This is a genomic window from Sphingomonas canadensis, assembly GCF_026013525.1.
GTDB classification, from domain to species: domain Bacteria; phylum Pseudomonadota; class Alphaproteobacteria; order Sphingomonadales; family Sphingomonadaceae; genus Sphingomonas; species Sphingomonas canadensis.
This window is the reverse complement of record NZ_JAPDRA010000002.1, coordinates 351,002-366,516: the sequence shown is the minus strand read 5'-3', so window position 1 is coordinate 366,516 and position 15,515 is coordinate 351,002. Positions and strand designations below refer to the sequence as shown.

Annotated in this window: 15 protein-coding genes; 8 read left to right on the top strand and 7 right to left on the bottom strand. The window is 68.2% G+C overall.

Features of this window, described 5'->3' with window-relative positions; genetic code table 11:
• Positions 1 to 85: 85 nt before the first annotated feature.
• Together OM513_RS06750 and OM513_RS06745 are read left to right on the top strand one after the other, a co-directional pair.
• Complete coding sequence (locus tag OM513_RS06750; protein WP_264943388.1) at positions 86 to 1,798, top strand: sensor histidine kinase; 1,713 nt, start codon at positions 86 to 88, stop codon at positions 1,796 to 1,798.
• Entirely contained in the window at positions 1,791 to 2,405 is a 615-nt protein-coding gene (locus tag OM513_RS06745) for a response regulator transcription factor (protein WP_264943387.1), read from the top strand. The genes OM513_RS06750 and OM513_RS06745 overlap by 8 nt, the downstream gene beginning before the upstream one ends.
• A gap of 9 nt (positions 2,406 to 2,414) precedes the next feature.
• On the opposite strand, the gene OM513_RS06740 is transcribed toward OM513_RS06745, so the two are convergent.
• On the bottom strand, positions 2,415 to 2,783 hold the full coding sequence (locus tag OM513_RS06740) for a hypothetical protein (RefSeq protein WP_264943386.1): 369 nt from the start codon (positions 2,781 to 2,783) through the stop codon (positions 2,415 to 2,417).
• 205 nt (positions 2,784 to 2,988) lie between these two features.
• Between OM513_RS06740 and OM513_RS06735 the strand changes: the two genes are divergently transcribed.
• The 4 genes from OM513_RS06735 to OM513_RS06720 all read left to right on the top strand — a co-directional run bounded on the left by OM513_RS06735 (position 2,989) and on the right by OM513_RS06720 (position 6,653).
• On the top strand, positions 2,989 to 3,654 hold the full coding sequence (locus tag OM513_RS06735) for a dTMP kinase (protein ID WP_264943385.1): 666 nt from the start codon (positions 2,989 to 2,991) through the stop codon (positions 3,652 to 3,654).
• A 118-nt stretch (positions 3,655 to 3,772) separates the two neighbouring features.
• Positions 3,773 to 4,882, top strand: coding sequence for a fumarylacetoacetate hydrolase family protein (locus OM513_RS06730; protein WP_264943384.1), 1,110 nt, complete (start codon positions 3,773 to 3,775; stop codon positions 4,880 to 4,882).
• A 93-nt stretch (positions 4,883 to 4,975) separates the two neighbouring features.
• Positions 4,976 to 5,755: an SDR family NAD(P)-dependent oxidoreductase gene (locus tag OM513_RS06725; protein ID WP_264943383.1), complete on the top strand. Its 780-nt coding sequence runs from the start codon at positions 4,976 to 4,978 to the stop codon at positions 5,753 to 5,755.
• Between the two features lie 10 nt (positions 5,756 to 5,765).
• Positions 5,766 to 6,653, top strand: a complete 888-nt coding sequence (locus OM513_RS06720) for an SMP-30/gluconolactonase/LRE family protein (protein ID WP_264943382.1) — start codon at positions 5,766 to 5,768, stop codon at positions 6,651 to 6,653.
• 156 nt (positions 6,654 to 6,809) lie between these two features.
• On the opposite strand, the gene OM513_RS06715 is transcribed toward OM513_RS06720, so the two are convergent.
• Entirely contained in the window at positions 6,810 to 7,211 is a 402-nt protein-coding gene (locus OM513_RS06715) for a MerR family transcriptional regulator (RefSeq protein WP_264943381.1), read from the bottom strand.
• A 274-nt stretch (positions 7,212 to 7,485) separates the two neighbouring features.
• On the opposite strand from OM513_RS06715, the gene OM513_RS06710 reads away from it, so the two are divergent.
• Both OM513_RS06710 and OM513_RS06705 read left to right on the top strand, forming a co-directional pair.
• Entirely contained in the window at positions 7,486 to 8,226 is a 741-nt protein-coding gene (locus OM513_RS06710) for a MauE/DoxX family redox-associated membrane protein (RefSeq protein ID WP_264943380.1), read from the top strand.
• A 33-nt stretch (positions 8,227 to 8,259) separates the two neighbouring features.
• Entirely contained in the window at positions 8,260 to 9,456 is a 1,197-nt protein-coding gene (locus tag OM513_RS06705; RefSeq protein ID WP_264943379.1) for a BaiN/RdsA family NAD(P)/FAD-dependent oxidoreductase, read from the top strand.
• Between the two features lie 13 nt (positions 9,457 to 9,469).
• Here the strand turns inward: OM513_RS06705 and OM513_RS06700 are convergent, their stop codons facing one another.
• From OM513_RS06700 to OM513_RS06680, 5 genes are all read right to left on the bottom strand, one after another.
• Positions 9,470 to 10,378 carry an SRPBCC domain-containing protein gene (locus OM513_RS06700; RefSeq protein ID WP_264943378.1) on the bottom strand — a complete coding sequence of 303 codons (909 nt, stop codon included), beginning with the start codon at positions 10,376 to 10,378 and terminating at the stop codon, positions 9,470 to 9,472.
• Positions 10,375 to 10,716 carry an ArsR/SmtB family transcription factor gene (locus OM513_RS06695; protein WP_264943377.1) on the bottom strand — a complete coding sequence of 114 codons (342 nt, stop codon included), beginning with the start codon at positions 10,714 to 10,716 and terminating at the stop codon, positions 10,375 to 10,377. The genes OM513_RS06700 and OM513_RS06695 overlap by 4 nt, the downstream gene beginning before the upstream one ends.
• 174 nt (positions 10,717 to 10,890) lie before the next feature.
• Complete coding sequence (locus OM513_RS06690) at positions 10,891 to 12,672, bottom strand: IlvD/Edd family dehydratase (protein ID WP_264943376.1); 1,782 nt, start codon at positions 12,670 to 12,672, stop codon at positions 10,891 to 10,893.
• Between the two features lie 173 nt (positions 12,673 to 12,845).
• A complete protein-coding gene (locus OM513_RS06685) occupies positions 12,846 to 14,345 on the bottom strand; it encodes a sugar porter family MFS transporter (protein WP_264943375.1) in 1,500 nt (499 codons plus the stop codon).
• Between the two features lie 37 nt (positions 14,346 to 14,382).
• Positions 14,383 to 15,474 (bottom strand): LacI family DNA-binding transcriptional regulator, encoded by a 1,092-nt coding sequence (locus OM513_RS06680; protein WP_264943374.1) that lies wholly within the window; start codon positions 15,472 to 15,474, stop codon positions 14,383 to 14,385.
• Positions 15,475 to 15,515 lie beyond the last annotated feature (41 nt).

Sequence of the window (15,515 nt, the reverse complement as noted above, 5' to 3'; positions counted from 1 at the left end):
TGACCGACCCGGGCGGGGTGTCGAGTAGCGTGGAGAGCCCCCAGCGATGATGCCGGGAACGAATCCGGCGCCCATGGGCAGAAGAATGGCGTCGCTTCTTGCTGCGCTGGCGCTTTTCTGTTGCCTGCTCTCCTTCGCGGGATGGTTAACGGGCTCCGCAAGACTTGGCGGGTTCGGCCTAGCGACTTCGCCGATGTGGCCGGCCACCGCGATCGGCTATGCGGCGATGGCCGCCGGCCTGATCGCGGCGATCCGCGAACGGCATGTGCTGGCGTTGTGGTTGTGGGGGGCGGTGCTGGCCATCGCCGCGGCCGCGCTGTTCCAATCGATGACGGGCCTTCGCCTGGGCACTGATCTGCTGCTCTTTCCCGCTCAGGTCGGCGCGGTGCCGGTTGCCGATCCGGGGAGGACGGGGCCAGGCGGAGCGCTGGTCCTGCTGCTTCTCGCCAGCTCGGGCTATGCGGCGAGCCACGGGCGCTGGATACGCCGGGAGGCGAGCGCGCTGCTCGCCAGCGCGGTGCTGGCGATCGGCCTCGCCATGCTGCTGCTGTTCGTGTTCGCGCCCGCGGCGGGCTCTCCGGCGATCGCGCTGCGCGCCTCGCTGCCGGGCGTGATCGCGTCGATCCTGCTCTCGCTGGCACTGCTGGCGTGGAACCTCGACTTCGGCCTGCTGCGCGGATCGCGCGCGCTGAATGCCCGTGAGGCGCAGCTCCGGCTCGTGCTGGAAACCGTGCCCGACGCGATGGTGCTGGTCGACGAGCACGGCACGATCCGCGAGTTCAGCGCGGCGGCGGAGCGGATGTGGGGCCATACCGCCGCCGAGGTGGTCGGCCAGAACCTGAAGATACTCGCCCCGTCGCACCAGCACAGCGCCTTCACCGCGTTGTTCACCCGCGCGCCCGGCAGGGCGGACGAGGCCTCGCTCGCGGTCGGCCAGGCCGCCGACGGGCGCAGCTTCCCGGTCGAGGTGGTCACCGGCGCGCTGCCCGCCGGGGGGGAACGGCTGATCACCATCTTCTTCCGCGACATCTCCCGCCGCCTGGATGCGGAGGCGCGGCTGGCGGAGCTGCATGCGGAGCTGGCCCACGTCACGCGCCAGTCGGCGATGAGCGAGCTTGCCGCCGATCTGGCGCATGAACTGAACCAGCCGCTCGCCGCGATCGCCAACTTCCTCGCCGCCGCGCGCACGCTGGCCGAACGTGGCGACAGCGGGGAAAGCGTCGCCGAGGTGCTGCGCTTCGCCTCCGAACAGACCCAGCGCGCCGGCGAGATCATCCGCCGCATGCGCAACTTCACCGCCCGTGGCGAAGTCGCGATGCGGCCCACCGAGGTGGACAAGCTGGTGCGCGAGGCGGCCGCGCTGGTCTTCGCCGGAACGGGCCATTTTGACACCGATGTGGCGTTCGATCTCGATCCCGCCGCACCCCGGGTCTACGCCGACGGAGTCCAGATTCAGCAAGTTCTTGTTAACCTTCTTCGTAATTCTTTGCAGGCAATGCGCACCACTTCTGGAGGTAAACGCCAGATTAATATTCGTTCGTGTAAGATCGGTAAGGTTGAGATCGAAATTACGATCATCGACAGTGGTCCGGGAATCCCCGGAAACCTGCTTGATGATATTTTCTCCCGCTTCGCCACGTCAAAGCCAGGCGATAGCGGAATGGGTATTGGACTTTCGATCAGTAAGCGTATCATTGAAGCGCACGGTGGGACATTGAGTGCCGGAAACCGGCCCGAGGGAGGAGCAGAGTTCCGCTTCACCCTGCCCGCCGCAACGGAGGGTGAAGAGAATGAGTAGGACAATATACATCGTCGACGACGACGACGCCGTCCGCGCCTCCCTGCACAGCCTTCTGTCGGTCCGCACCGGGTTGCTGATTCGCGGTTTCCGATCGGGCGAGGCGTTTCTTGAGGAGGCGCCGGATCTGGACCCGGGGGTGCTGCTTCTCGATTTCCACATGCCGGGCGCATCGGGACTGGACGTTCTGCGGGCGATTCGGGGGAACGGCAAGTTCGCCGCGATCATCCTCACCGGGCGCGGCAACGTGGACCTCGCGGTGCAGGCGATGAAGGCCGGCGCGCTCGACTTCATCGAAAAGCCCTATGAGGCCGAAACGCTGATGGAGATGGTCGAAAACGCCTTCCAGCGTTTCGAGCAGGACAGCGAGGTCGCGGCACGGGTCGAGGTGGCCAAGACCAAGATCGCCCGCCTTTCCCCGCGCGAGAGCGACGTCCTGCGCGGCCTGATCGAGGGGCAGGCGAACAAGGTTATCGCCTATAACCTCGATATCAGCCCGCGCACGGTGGAGATCTATCGCGCCAACCTGATGGAAAAGCTCGAGGTGCGCAGCCTTTCCGAAGCGCTGCGCATCGCCTTCGCTGCGGGGCTGATCCCCGATCCCTGATCCCCGGGCTCAGCGGGCGGCATCGGTCCAATAGGGCAGCCGCGCATAGAGCTCGGGATAGGCGCGGATGCGATGGACCGGCAACAGCCGCGGTTCGTCCGGCAGGCACTCGCGCTCGCCTTCTTCCACCAGCACCACCACCTCGATCCACAGCGGATCGTCTACCAGCGCATCGATCCACTCCCCGGAACGGCCCGCCACGGCTTCGGCCTCCACCACCAGCACCGCGCGCTTGCGGATGTGGCGCGTCACCGCTGGATCATGGATCGCCTGGGCGGTCACCACCTGAGCCCCCGCGAACGACAGGCGCGCGGCCAGGATGCTGCGCAGACCCGCATCGCGCAGCACGAGCACGATCATGACATCGACTTCGCTCACGTTTCCCCTTCCCAACGCGGCGGCCAGATTGTGGAAGAAACGATAGGCACGCCACGGCGCGGCAACGACTACGGGCTTGTACCTAATCCCGTTCGTTTAGAATATTATAGTATTACAATAATTTAACCGGGACGCGGCGCGGCGGCGTGACAATCCGGCGCCCGCCGCCTAGGGAAAGGGCCTCGCAAGCAAGGGAACAAGTGCGATGCTCGTCGCGATCGAGGGCGCCGACGGCGTGGGCAAGGCTACGGCGGCGGCGCGGCTGCACGCCAGGCTGACGGCCGCAGGCCGCAACGCCATCGTGATCGGCTTCCCCCGCTATGGCGAAACGGTGGCCGGCGTCACCATCGGACGGCTGCTGGCGGGCGAGTTGCCCGTAGCCGCCAGCCCGCATGCCGCCGCGGTGCTCTATGCGCTCGACCGGTTCGAATGGCGCCAGGCGATCCTGGATGCGCAGGCCGCGCATGATGTGGTGATCTTCGATCGCTACATCGCGTCGAACATGGCCTATCAGGCCGCGAAGATGGACGGCGCGGCGGCGCGCGCGCTGATGGACTGGATCCTGGCGCTGGAAACCGGCCAGTTCGCCCTCCCCCGCCCCGATCTGTCGATCTATCTCGACACGCCGTGGGAGATGGCGCGCGAGCTGATCCTGCGGAAAGCGCAGCGCAGCTACACCGATCGCGCCTATGACGAATATGAGGCCGATGCCGCGCTCCAGGCCCGCGTGCGCGCCAATTACGAAGCGATGGTGGCCGCCGGGCTGCTCGCCCCCTGGCGCGTGGTGCGCGCCAGCGAAGACGGCGCGATGCGCGATCCCGAAGTGATCGCCGCCGAAATAGCGAGCCATATCCCCACCGCCGCGCGCTGAACCGCGCCCTCCGTAAAGCCCGCGCTTGACAGCCGCGCCCGCCGGAACCAATGGTAGCGCTATCAAATAGATGACCCAACGGACGGGCGGGGACTTGGAAGCGCGGTTTTCAGAAGATATGCTGCCCATCGATCATGGGCAGGCCAGCTTGATCGGCCGGGTGCTGCTTTCCGCAGGCCCCACTCCGGTGGCGGTGCGCGATGGCGTGGTCCATGATCTCTCGGGCGTGGCGCCGACGGTCGCCGACCTACTGGAACGCGATGATCTGGCGACGCTGACCGGCCCCGCGCTGTGCGATGTTAGCGCGCTCAATGCGCCCGGCCAGCCCCGGCTGCTGGCCCCGGTGGACCTCCAGTGCATCAAGGCGGCGGGCGTCACCTTCGCCGTTTCCGCGATCGAGCGCGTGATCGAGGAGCGCGCCCGCGGCGATTCCGCCCGAGCCGCCGAGATCCGCGGCGACCTGGAGGCGCGCGTCGGATCGGGCATCCGCGCGGTGGTTCCGGGCAGCGACGAGGCGGCGGCGCTCAAGGCGGCGCTGATCGAGGCCGGCATGTGGTCGCAATATCTTGAGGTCGCGATCGGCCCGGATGCGGAGGTGTTCACCAAGGCGCCGGTCCTCTCCGCGGTCGGCTGGGGCGCGGAGATCGGCGTGCGTTCCAACAGCGACTGGAATAATCCGGAGCCAGAAGTTGTGCTGGCGGTGGACCGCAACGGTAACATCCGCGGCGCGACGCTGGGCAACGACGTCAACCTGCGCGACATCGAAGGGCGCAGCGCGCTGCTGCTGGGCAAGGCGAAGGACAACAACGCCTCCACCGCGCTCGGCCCCTTCATCCGCATCTTCGACGATGGCTTCACCATGGACGACGTGCGCAGCGCCACCGTCGATCTGGTGATCGAGGGGCAGGACAACTACCGCCTCGAAGGCACCAACAAGATGAGCGAGATCAGCCGCGATCCCACGGATCTGGTCCGCCAGACGATGAGCGAGCATCAGTATCCGGACGGCTTCGTGCTGTTCCTGGGCACGCTGTTCGCGCCGATCCAGGATCGCGACGATCCCGGCCGCGGCTTCACCCACAAGCTGGGCGACGTGGTAAGCATCTCCGCGCCGAAGCTGGGCAGGCTCGTCAATCGCGTCACCACCTCGAAGGACGCCGCCCCCTGGGATTTCGGCATCCGTGATCTGATGCGTAACCTTGCCGCGCGCGGGCTGCTCGCATCGTGAGCGGCCGCGCCCCTTCCCAAGTCACGATTTTCGCGCGCCCGGGCGCCGCGCGCTGTTCCGGAGTAGCAATTTCTAATGTCGGAAGCTGATCCCATGCTCAAGCCGCTCACCAGCGAACAGCGCGCCATCTATCCCAGCCTTCGCGGAAAGCGCGTGCTGGTCACCGGCGGCGGATCGGGCATCGGTGCGGGCATCGTCCAGGGCTTCGTCCGCCAGGGGTGCGACGTCACCTTCTTCGACATCGCAGAGGAGGATTCGCGTGCGCTGGTGGAAAGCCTGTCGGGGGTCCAGCAGCCGCCGATCTTCCAGCGCGTAGACCTGACCGATATCGAAGCGGTTCAGGCCACGATCCGCAAGCTGATCGACGACAACGGCCCGTTCGACATCCTGATCAACAACGCCGCCAACGACGATCGCCACACGATCGACCAGATCACCGAGGCCTATTGGGAAAACCGGCTGAACGTGAACCTGAAGCACCTGTTCTTCTGCGCCCAGGCGGTGGTGCCCGGCATGCGGCAGAAGGGCGGCGGCGTGATCGTGAACCTGGGCTCGATCTCGTGGCATCTGGGGCTGGAGGGGCTGACGCTCTACCAGACCGCCAAGGCAGCGATCGAAGGGCTGAACCGCAGCCTGGCGCGCGAGCTGGGGCCGGACGGCATCCGATCGGTCTGCATCGTGCCCGGCAACGTTCAGACGCCGCGCCAGATGAAGTGGTACACGCCCGAGGGCGAGGCGGAGATCGTCGGCGCGCAATGCCTGAAGGGGCGGCTGGTGCCCGACGACATCGCGGCGATGGCGCTGTTCCTGGCGTCCGACGATGCGCGGCTGATCACCGCCCACGAATATTTCGTCGACGCCGGTTGGCGCTGAGGCCCTGCCGGTGGCCGTCCAGCGCTCCGAACCGGTCAGCATCTGGGCGCTTGGCGGCCCGCTGCTCGAAGGGCCGGTGTGGGTCGCGCGCGATGCAGCGCTGTGGTTCACCGACATCAAGCGCCACCGCATCTATCGCTATGATCCGGCGAGCGGCGAGCGCAGCGAATGGGCCGCGCCGGATCAGGTCGGCTTCGTGCTCCCCATCGCGGGCGGCGGCTTCGTCGCGGGGCTGAAGACCGGGCTGGCGCGCTTCGATCCGGCAGACGGCAGCTTCGCGCCGCTGTGCGATCCAGAGCCGCAGCATCCGAACAACCGGCTGAACGACGCCACCGTCGATCCGCTCGGCCGGCTGTGGTTCGGCACGATGGACGATGGCGAGGCGACGGTGAGCGGCTGCATCTATCGCCTGGGCGCGGACGGGGCCTGCGTGCGCGAGAGCGATCTCTGCTCGATCACCAACGGCCCCGCGCTGAGCCCCGACGGGCGCATCCTGTATCACACCGATACGCTGGGCGGCCTTATCCATGCCTGCGACGTGGGCGAGGACGGCCGCCTTTCCAACCGCCGCCTGTTCGCGGCCATCCCCAATGAGGAAGGCTATCCCGACGGCCCCACCGTGGATGCCGAGGGCTGTGTGTGGACGGGCCTGTACAAGGGCGGTGCCGTCCGCCGCTATTCGCCCGCGGGCGAGCTGCTGGAGGTAATCCGCTTCCCCGTGAGCGCGATCACCAAGATCGCGTTCGGCGGCCCCGGCCTGAAGACCGTCTACGCCACCACCGCCCGCAAACACTGCACACCGGAGGAAGTGGCGAAGGAACCCCGCGAGGGCGACCTGTTCGCGTTCGAGGTGGCCGTACCGGGCCTCCCCTGCCCGGAAATCCGGGTGGGGGTTTAGGGGGCCGCCCGTCTCCCTCCAATCCTTCCCCGCCAGGGGGAGGGGGACCGCGAAGCGGTGGAGGGGGAGGTTTCCAGAACATCCGCCGGGGCTTCCTCCCCCTCCGTCACGCTGCGCGTGCCACCTCCCCCTGGCGGGGAAGGATTGGGACGCCCCCTAACCCTCGAACGCCGCGATGATCGGGCACGGCCCGCTGGTCCCTGCCGCGCATTCGCCCGCCAGACGCTTCAACGACGCCCGTGCCGCCTCCAGCTCGGCGATCTTCGCGTCCAGCGCGGCGATGCGCTCCTCGGCCAGCGCGCGGGCACGGGGGCGATCGCCGGTGGCGTCGAGCGCGAGCAGCTCGGCGATCTCGTCCAGCGTAAAGCCCGCCGCCTGGGCCGACCGGATGAAGCGCAGCCGCCGCGCGTCCGCATCCGTATAGCGCCGCACACCGCCGTTGATGCCGCCGCCGCCGCGATCGGGCGTACCGAGCAGGCCGCGGCGCTGGTAATAGCGCACCGTCTCCACCCCCACGCCGCCCGCCTTGGCCAGCCCCGCGATGGTCATGCTTTTCATGCTTGACTCCGTACCATGGTACGGAACCTATATGGGCCGGGTCCGCTCTTGGACAAGATGAGGAGAAGACCCATGACCGAACCGACCCAGGGGTGCACCTGCAACCCGTGCCGCTGCAATCCGTGCAACTGCGCGCGGAACAGCAAGCGCTGCGGCTGCAAGCGCTGCGGCTGCAAGAACTGCGGCTGCTGATGCCCGCGCCGGGCCGCGCCATCCCCCCTCTTCCCGGCGCGGCCCGCCCCCATTCCCGGCGAACGAACGAGCGAGACCCGCGATGACCGGCAAGCCCCAGGCCACCCTCTACCGGATGGTGATGCCCGATCACGTCTGCCCCTATGGACTGAAGGCGCTGCACCTGCTGCGCAGCCGCGGCTATGCGGTGGACGACCGCTGGCTCACGACCCGCGCGGAAACCGATGCGTTCAAGGCCCAGCATGGCGTCGCCACCACACCGCAGACCTTCATCGACGGCGTCCGCATCGGCGGGCACGACGATCTGCGACGGCATTTCGGCCTGCGCGTGCGCGATCCCAAGGCCACCAGCTATGCTCCGGTGATCGCGCTGTTCGCGGTGACGGCCGCGGCGGCGCTGGCGCTCAGCCATGCCGTCACCGGAGCAGCCCTCACGCCACAGGCGCTGCAGTGGTTCGTCGCGCTCAGCATGTGCGTGCTGGCGATCCTGAAGCTCCGCGATGTGGAGAGCTTCGCGACGATGTTCCTCAACTATGACCTGCTCGCGCGCCGCTGGGTGCCCTATGGCCGCGTCTATCCTTATGCGGAGGCGCTGGCGGGCGTGCTGATGCTGGGCGAGCCGCTGATGCACCGGATCGCGATCCCGATATCGCTGTTCATCGGCGGCATCGGCGCGGTTTCGGTTTTCAAGGCGGTGTATATCGACCGGCGCACGCTGAAATGCGCCTGCGTGGGCGGCGACAGCAACGTGCCGCTGGGCTTCCTCTCGCTCACCGAGAATCTGATGATGGTGGGAATGGCGCTGTGGATGCTGCTGGGGTGACTTTGGCGCGGGAAACCGTCTAGCGCGGGACCGATGCCGCAAGACGCCCCAGCCGAACCCGAAACCCATGACGCTATCGTGCTCGGCGCGGGGGCGGCAGGGATGTTCTGTGCCGCCATGGCGGGCCAGCGCGGGCGGCGCGTGCTGCTGATCGATCATGCCGGCGCGCCGGGGCGCAAGATCCTGATCTCCGGCGGCGGGCGGTGCAACTTCACCAATCTGGGCACCGCGCCCGATCGTTTCCTGTCGGCCAACCGGCATTTCGCCAAATCGGCGCTCAGCCGCTTCGGCCCGCAGGATTTCCTGGCGCTGGTCGACCGCCACGGCATCGCCTGGCACGAAAAGACGCTGGGCCAGCTCTTCTGCGACGGATCGGCGAAGCAGATCGTGGCGATGCTGATGGACGAATGCGATCGCGGCGGGGTGGAGATCGCGCTGGGCCAGCCGATTGCGGCGGTGGAGCATGCGGACGGCATGTTCCGCGTCACCGCCGGCAGCCGCACCGCCCGGGCGCCCGCGCTGGTGATCGCCACCGGCGGCCCTTCGATCCCAAAGCTGGGCGCGACCGGCTTCGCCTATGATCTGGCGCGCCGCTTCGGGCTCAAGGTGGTCGAGCCACGCCCTGCGCTGGTGCCGCTGACATTGGGGCCGGACGAGGCGTTGTTCCGCGAGCTTTCGGGCGTCTCCGCCCCGGTGGTCGCGCGTTGCGGCAAGGCGGCGTTCGCGGAAGCCGCGCTGTTCACGCATCGCGGGCTATCGGGGCCGGCGATCCTCCAGGTCTCTTCCTATTGGCGCCATGGCGAGGCGATCGCAGTGGATTTTCTTCCCGGCGCGGCACCGGGATGGCTGACGGAGGCCAAGCGCGCCCAGCCGCGCGCCACGCTGCGCAGCCTGCTCGCCCGCACCCTGCCCGACCGGCTGGCCGAGGCGCTGGCCGAACGGCTCGCGCTGAACGGCGAGCTGGCGAACCTGCGCGATGGCGCGCTGGCCGAGGCCGAGCGCAGGCTGACCGGCTGGCGCTTCACCCCCAGCGGATCGGAGGGCTTCGCCAAGGCCGAGGTGACCGTGGGCGGCATCAGCACCGCCGAGCTCTCCTCGCAGACGATGGAGGCGCGGCGCGTGCCGGGGCTGTTTGCGATCGGCGAGGCGGTGGACGTCACCGGCTGGCTGGGCGGCTATAACTTCCAATGGGCCTGGGCCAGCGGCTGGGCCGCCGCGCAGGCGCTATAGGCCGCCCGCCGCATCAGCGCGGCTGGATGAAATGCTCCAGCTTGGCCAGCGTCTGGTGCCCCAGTTCCACCGCGCCGAACCCCTTGGCGTTCTGGAACTCGGCGGCGGTGCTGAATATCATCCCCAGCGTCACCTTCGTCGCGCCGTCCCATTCCTCGAACGAAGCCCAGGCGTCGGCGTGCTTCGGGCCGTTCTCGCCCCATAGCAGCGAATAGCCCAGCCGTTCCTCCGGCAGCACCTCGTGATAGAGATGGTGGTTCGGGAACACCGTGCCGTCCGGCCCGATCATGTCGAACACCCATTCGCCGCCGCTTCTCAGGTCGATGCGATCGGTGCGGCACGAGAAGCCATCCGGTCCCCACCATTGCGGCAGCGTCTCCGGGTTCACCCACGCGCCCCACACCACGGAGCGCGGCGCCCGGATCACGCGCTGGAGCAGCATCGTGCGCTCCGCCACGGCCGCCAGATTGTCGAGCCCCGCGCCGAATCCTTCGCGATAGCCCGCCGCCATATCCTTCGCGACGGCGGAAAGCTGCACCGTCACCACCAGCCGGCTGCGCACCGCGTCGCCGGAGAAATCCGCGGTCACCAGCGCGATCGACAGCGTCTCGCCCTCCGCCGAGACCACCTCATAGTTCACGCTGCGCAGCGCAGGCTGCAGCGCCAGCCAGCCGCATTCGCAGCGGATGTCCGGCTGGCCCGCAATCTTGCAGAGTGAAACCTCGCGCCCGCCCACCCGGCTATCGGCCTCAAGGAACGCCACCGTCACTGCAGGCGACGGCGCGGCCCACACCGCGCGGGCGGCGGGCGCGGTCCACGCCTCCCACAGCACGTCCAGCGGGGCCGCAGCCTCCCGCTCGAAACGGAGCGTGGCAAACCGGTCCTGGGGGCCGGCGGGCACGGCGGCACTGTCCTGCGTCATTCTTCGCGTTCCTTCATCACTCGCATCACGAAAGCGTCCAGCCGGTCCAGCCTGCCCTCCCAGATCGCGCGCTGCTCATCGAGCCAGGTCCGCGCCGGATCGAATGCCTCGGGCACGATCGCGCAGGTGCGGATCCGCCCGTCCTTGGAGGTGGCGATCAGTCCAGCCTCCTCCAGCACGGACAGGTGGCGCATCACCGTGGGCAGGCGCAGCCCCGTCGGTCCGGCCAGATCGGTCACCCGCGCGGGCATCTTGGCCAGCCGCGTCAGGATCGCCCGCCGCGTGGGATCGGCGAGCGCGTGAAACAGCCGCGAGAGATCGGGATCATAGTTAGACATATCGCTAAGTATTGCGAGCCGGCGCGGCGGCGCAAGCGAAAACTTTGCCGATCGGCTAAGTTTCTTAGCCCCGGATATTCCCCGGCGAAGGCCGAGGCCCGGGTTCGACGCAGACCGCATTGGGGAAAGCCCCCGCCGCCGGCTCGCAAGCCATCCCGGCCGCAGCGGCCCGCGCTAGTGATTGTGCCGCGGCACCTTCTCGCTCGTCCGCCGGTATTTCAGCGCGAACTCCAGCACCCCGCCATCGCCTAGCTGGCCCGTCTTCTCGCGGTACAACTCCTCCCAGGGCGTGTTGCTCTGCGGCACGGCCGGGATCGTCTCCTCCGCCAGCCTGCGCGCGATCTCGGCCATATCCACCAGCGCGTCACAGGTGCCGGTGTTGAGATCGATGCGGATCGTGTCTCCCGTGCGCAGCCAGCGCAGGCCCCCGCCCGCCGCGCTCTCGGGCGAGGCGTTGAGGATCGAGGGGCTGTCCGACGTGCCCGATTGCCGCCCGTCGCCCAGCGTGGGCAGGCTCTGGATGCCCTTCTGCAGCAGCGCGTCGGGCGGCTGCATGTTCACCACCTCGGCCGATCCGGGCCAGCCGAGCACGCCCGATCCGCGGATGACGAGGATGCAGTTCTCGTCGATCGCCAGCGCGGGATCATTGATGCGGTGATGATAGTCGTCCGATCCGTCGAACACGATCGCGCGGCCCTCGAACACCCCCTCGGCGCCGGGGCGCGAGAGATAGCGGGCGCGGAAATCCTCGCCGATCACGCTGGTCTTCATGATCGCGAAGTCGAACAGATTGCCCTTCAGCACCAGGAACCCCGCCCGCTCCTTCAGCGGCGCGGCCCAGGGCAGGATGACGTCCGCATCCTTGATCGGCGCGGCAGCGACATTCTCGGCCAGCGTCCTGCCGGTAACGGTGGCGACCGAACCGTCGATCGCGCCCGCCTCGATCATCACGCGCAGCACGGCGGGGATGCCGCCCGCGCGGTGGAACCGCTCGGACAGATAGGCGCCGGCCGGCTGCATGTTGACGATCAGCGGCAGGTCATACCCGGCCATCCAGTCCGCCGCGTCCAGCGTGAAGCCCGCGTGGCGGGCCATCGCGTTCAGGTGCGGCTGGGCGTTGGTCGATCCGCCGATCGCGGTGAGCAGCTTGATCGCGTTGAGGAAGGATTGCCGGCTGAGCACCTTCGACGGGCGCAGGTCCTCATAGGCCATCTCCACGATGCGCCTGCCGGTCTCAAAGGCGATCTGCCCGCGTTCGCGGTACGGCGCCGGGATCATCGCGCAGCCGGGCAGGCTCATGCCCAGCCCCTCGGCGATCGAGTTCATCGTCGATGCCGTGCCCATGGTGTTGCAATGCCCGGCGGATGGCGCGCTCTCCATCGCGCGCTTCAGGAACTCCTCCTCGTCGATCTCGCCCGCGGCCATCTTGCGGCGGCTGCGCCAGATGACGGTGCCGGAGCCGACCAGCTCGCCCTCATGCCAACCGTCGAGCATCGGCCCGCCCGAGAGGACGATCGCCGGGATATCCACCGTGGATGCCGCCATCAGCGAGCTGGGCGTGGTCTTGTCGCATCCGGTGGTCAGCACCACCGCGTCGATGGGATAGCCGTTGAGGACCTCGACCAGCCCCAGATAGGCCAGGTTGCGGTCCAGCGCCGCGGTGGGGCGGCGGCAATTCTCGAAGATCGGGTGGAGCGGAAACTCCATCGGCACGCCGCCCGCCGCCAATATGCCCTCGCGCACGCGCTTCACCGTCTCCAGATGGATGCGGTTGCACGGCGCGATGTCCGATCCCGATTGGGCGATGCCGATGATCGGCTTGCCGCTACGCAGCTCGTCCGGCGTGATGCCGTAATTCATGAAGCGCTCGAGATAGAGCGCCGCCATGTCGCTGCGGCCCGGGGCGGCGAACCATTCGCGCGATCGGAAGGGGCGGACGGGGGTACGGGTCGTCAAGGCACGGCTCCAAACAAATTCCTCCCCGAGCTTGTCTCGGGGAGGGGGACCATTCGCGCAGCGAATGGTGGAGGGGCGGCGGCGGGATACCGCCGCTTACGCGGCGCCCCCGCCACCACGCCCTTCGGGCGCGGTCCCCCTCCCCGAGCAAAACTCGGGGAGGATTTGGGACGTCAGCCCTCCATCGCCTCCAGTTCCTTGCCCTTGGTCTCATGGATGAACCGGACGACCAGGAAGAAGCTGATCACGGCGCAGACGCCGTAGAAGCTGTAGCTGGCGGCAAGGCCGATCGTGGTGAGCATGATCGGGAAGGCCTGGGCGATCGCATAGTTCGCGGCCCACTGGAAGAACCCCGCCACCGCGAGCGCCGAGCCGCGGATCTGGTTCGGGAACATCTCGCCCAGCATCACCCACATCACCGGACCCCAACTGACGTTGAAGAAGATCACATAGATGTTGGCCGCCCAAACCGCGATCTTGCCCGAATCGTCCGGCAGCATGAGCTTGCCGTCGACCAGCCCGCCCTGGCTGAACGCATAGACCATCGCGAACAGCGACAACGCCATGCCGACCGAGCCGATCAGCAGCAACGGCTTGCGGCCGATGCGATCGATCACCGCGATCGTCACGAAACAGGCAGCGATCGAAACCGCGCCCGACACGATGTTGATGATCAGCGAATCCTGCTCGGAGAAGCCGGCCGCCTGCCATAGCGTCGCGCCGTAATAGAAGATCACGTTGATGCCGACGAGTTGCTGGAACACCGCCAGCATGATGCCCACCCACACGATCGAACGGACGCCCAGGAAGCCCCGGCCGCCCGCGGGCGTGAGTACGTCGCTGAGGCGCGGGCGGTGATCGTTGGAAAAGCTCGCCTGAATCTCGGCGACCTTGGCGGAAGCCGCGCCCGCGCCGAACAGGTTGGTCAGGACCGAATTGGCTTCCTCGTTCCGCCCCTTCGACACCAGGTAGCGCGGGCTTTCGGGGATGAAGAACAGCGCGATCAGGAACACCGCCGCCGGCACCGCCTGGAGCAGGTACATCCAGCGCCAGGCCTCGATATCGAACCAGATCTTGTTGGTCGAAACGCCGGCGACCGAGGTGACGTAATAGTTGGCAAGGAACGCCGCGGTCAGGCCGGTGATGATCATCACCTGCTGCACCGTGGTCATGCGGCCGCGGATGCTGGCGGGCGCGACCTCGGAGATGTAGGCGGGCGACAGCACCGATGCGGCGCCCACCGCCATGCCGCCGATGATCCGGGCGATCACGAACAGCGTGTGATCGTGCGCGAAGCCCTGGACCAGCGCGCCGCCGAGGAACAGCACGGCGGCCAGCCGCATCACGGCACGGCGGCCCATCGCATCGGCGAGTACGCCCGCCAGCGACGCGCCGACCACGCAGCCGATCAGCAGCGACCCGACCGTGAAGCCCAGCCCCTTGTCGTCGAGCCCGAAGGCGGCGATCAGGCCCGGCTGCGTGCCGTTCACGGCACCGCTGTCATATCCGAAAAGCAACCCGCCGATCGTCGCCACCGCGACGATGGCAAAGACGAGGCCGATGTTCGTCCTCTCCGCCGATGCATTCATCCCTTGGAACCCCTCTCCCTCAGTCCGCGTGGAATCTGCGGGACTGTTAGCGGTAACGGTGGCCCCATTACGGATGAAAAGCAAGCGCCGGAAGCGCCCGCGAAGGCGCCCCGGCGCAGGATCAGGCGCGGCGTCCGCGGCTCCGCGAGGGTTCGGAGACGACTGCCGGAGGCGGCCCGGAGGATTCGCGCACCACCAGCTCGTAATCCAGCACCTGCTCCTCGAACCGGGGCGTCTCGCCAGAACGCAGCGCGCGCAGATGGGCGAGCAGCAGGTTCAGCGCGGTCTCCGCCATCGCGGCGGTCGGCTGGCGGATGGTGGTCAGCTCGGGCCAGACGGTGGTGGCGAGCTGGGTATCGTCGAAGCCGACGATCGACAGGTCCTGCGGCACGTTCATCCCGCGGCGGTGCGCCACGCCCACGGCGGCGGCGGCCATATCGTCGTTGCAGGCGAAGATCGCCGTCGGCGGATCGCCCCGGTCGAGCAGCCGTTCGGTGGCGATGATGCCGGATCGAAAGGTGAAGTAACCCTGCTCCACCGGCATGTCGGCCACGTCGAGCCCGGCCTCCTCCAGCGCCGCGCAGAAGCCGCGATAACGCTCCAGGCTGGCACTCTGGTTCGGGTTGCCGCGGATGAAGCCGATGCGGCGGTGGCCCAGCCCCAGCAGATAGCGGGTCATCGCCGCCGCCGCGCCGTAATCGTCGATCCGCACGTTGAGCGATCCGGCCGGCGGCACTCCGATCGCCACCGAAACCGCGGGGATATCGGCCGACAGCAGCTCGGCCTGCACGGGCGCCGCCTCCGCCAGCGGGCACGGCAGGATCACGCCCTCCACATCGGTGGCGGCGAAGCGGCGGGTGGCTTCCGCCTGCTCGTCCGATCGCTCGCTCTCGCACGCCTCCAGCACCAGATGGCATCCGGCGCGGCGCGCGGCGGCCAGCGCGCCGATCAGGAATTGCGAGAGATAGGCGTCGGACGGGTTCGAATAGAGCAGGCCGATCCGCATCGCCTCGCCCGCGGCCAGGCTGCGCGCGGCGCTGTTGGGCGAATAGTTGAGACGCTCGATCGCTTCGAGGACGGCGGCGCGGGTCGTCGCGCGGACGTTGGTGCCGCCGTTCACCACGCGCGAAACCGTCATCGCGGACACGCCTGCGGCGCGTGCGACGTCCTGAACGGTAACGCTACCCCGGCTCCTCCGGCTGGGTCTGCTCATCGGCCCTCCGCGCGGGTGCATATAAGTCGCCCCGCCAGATT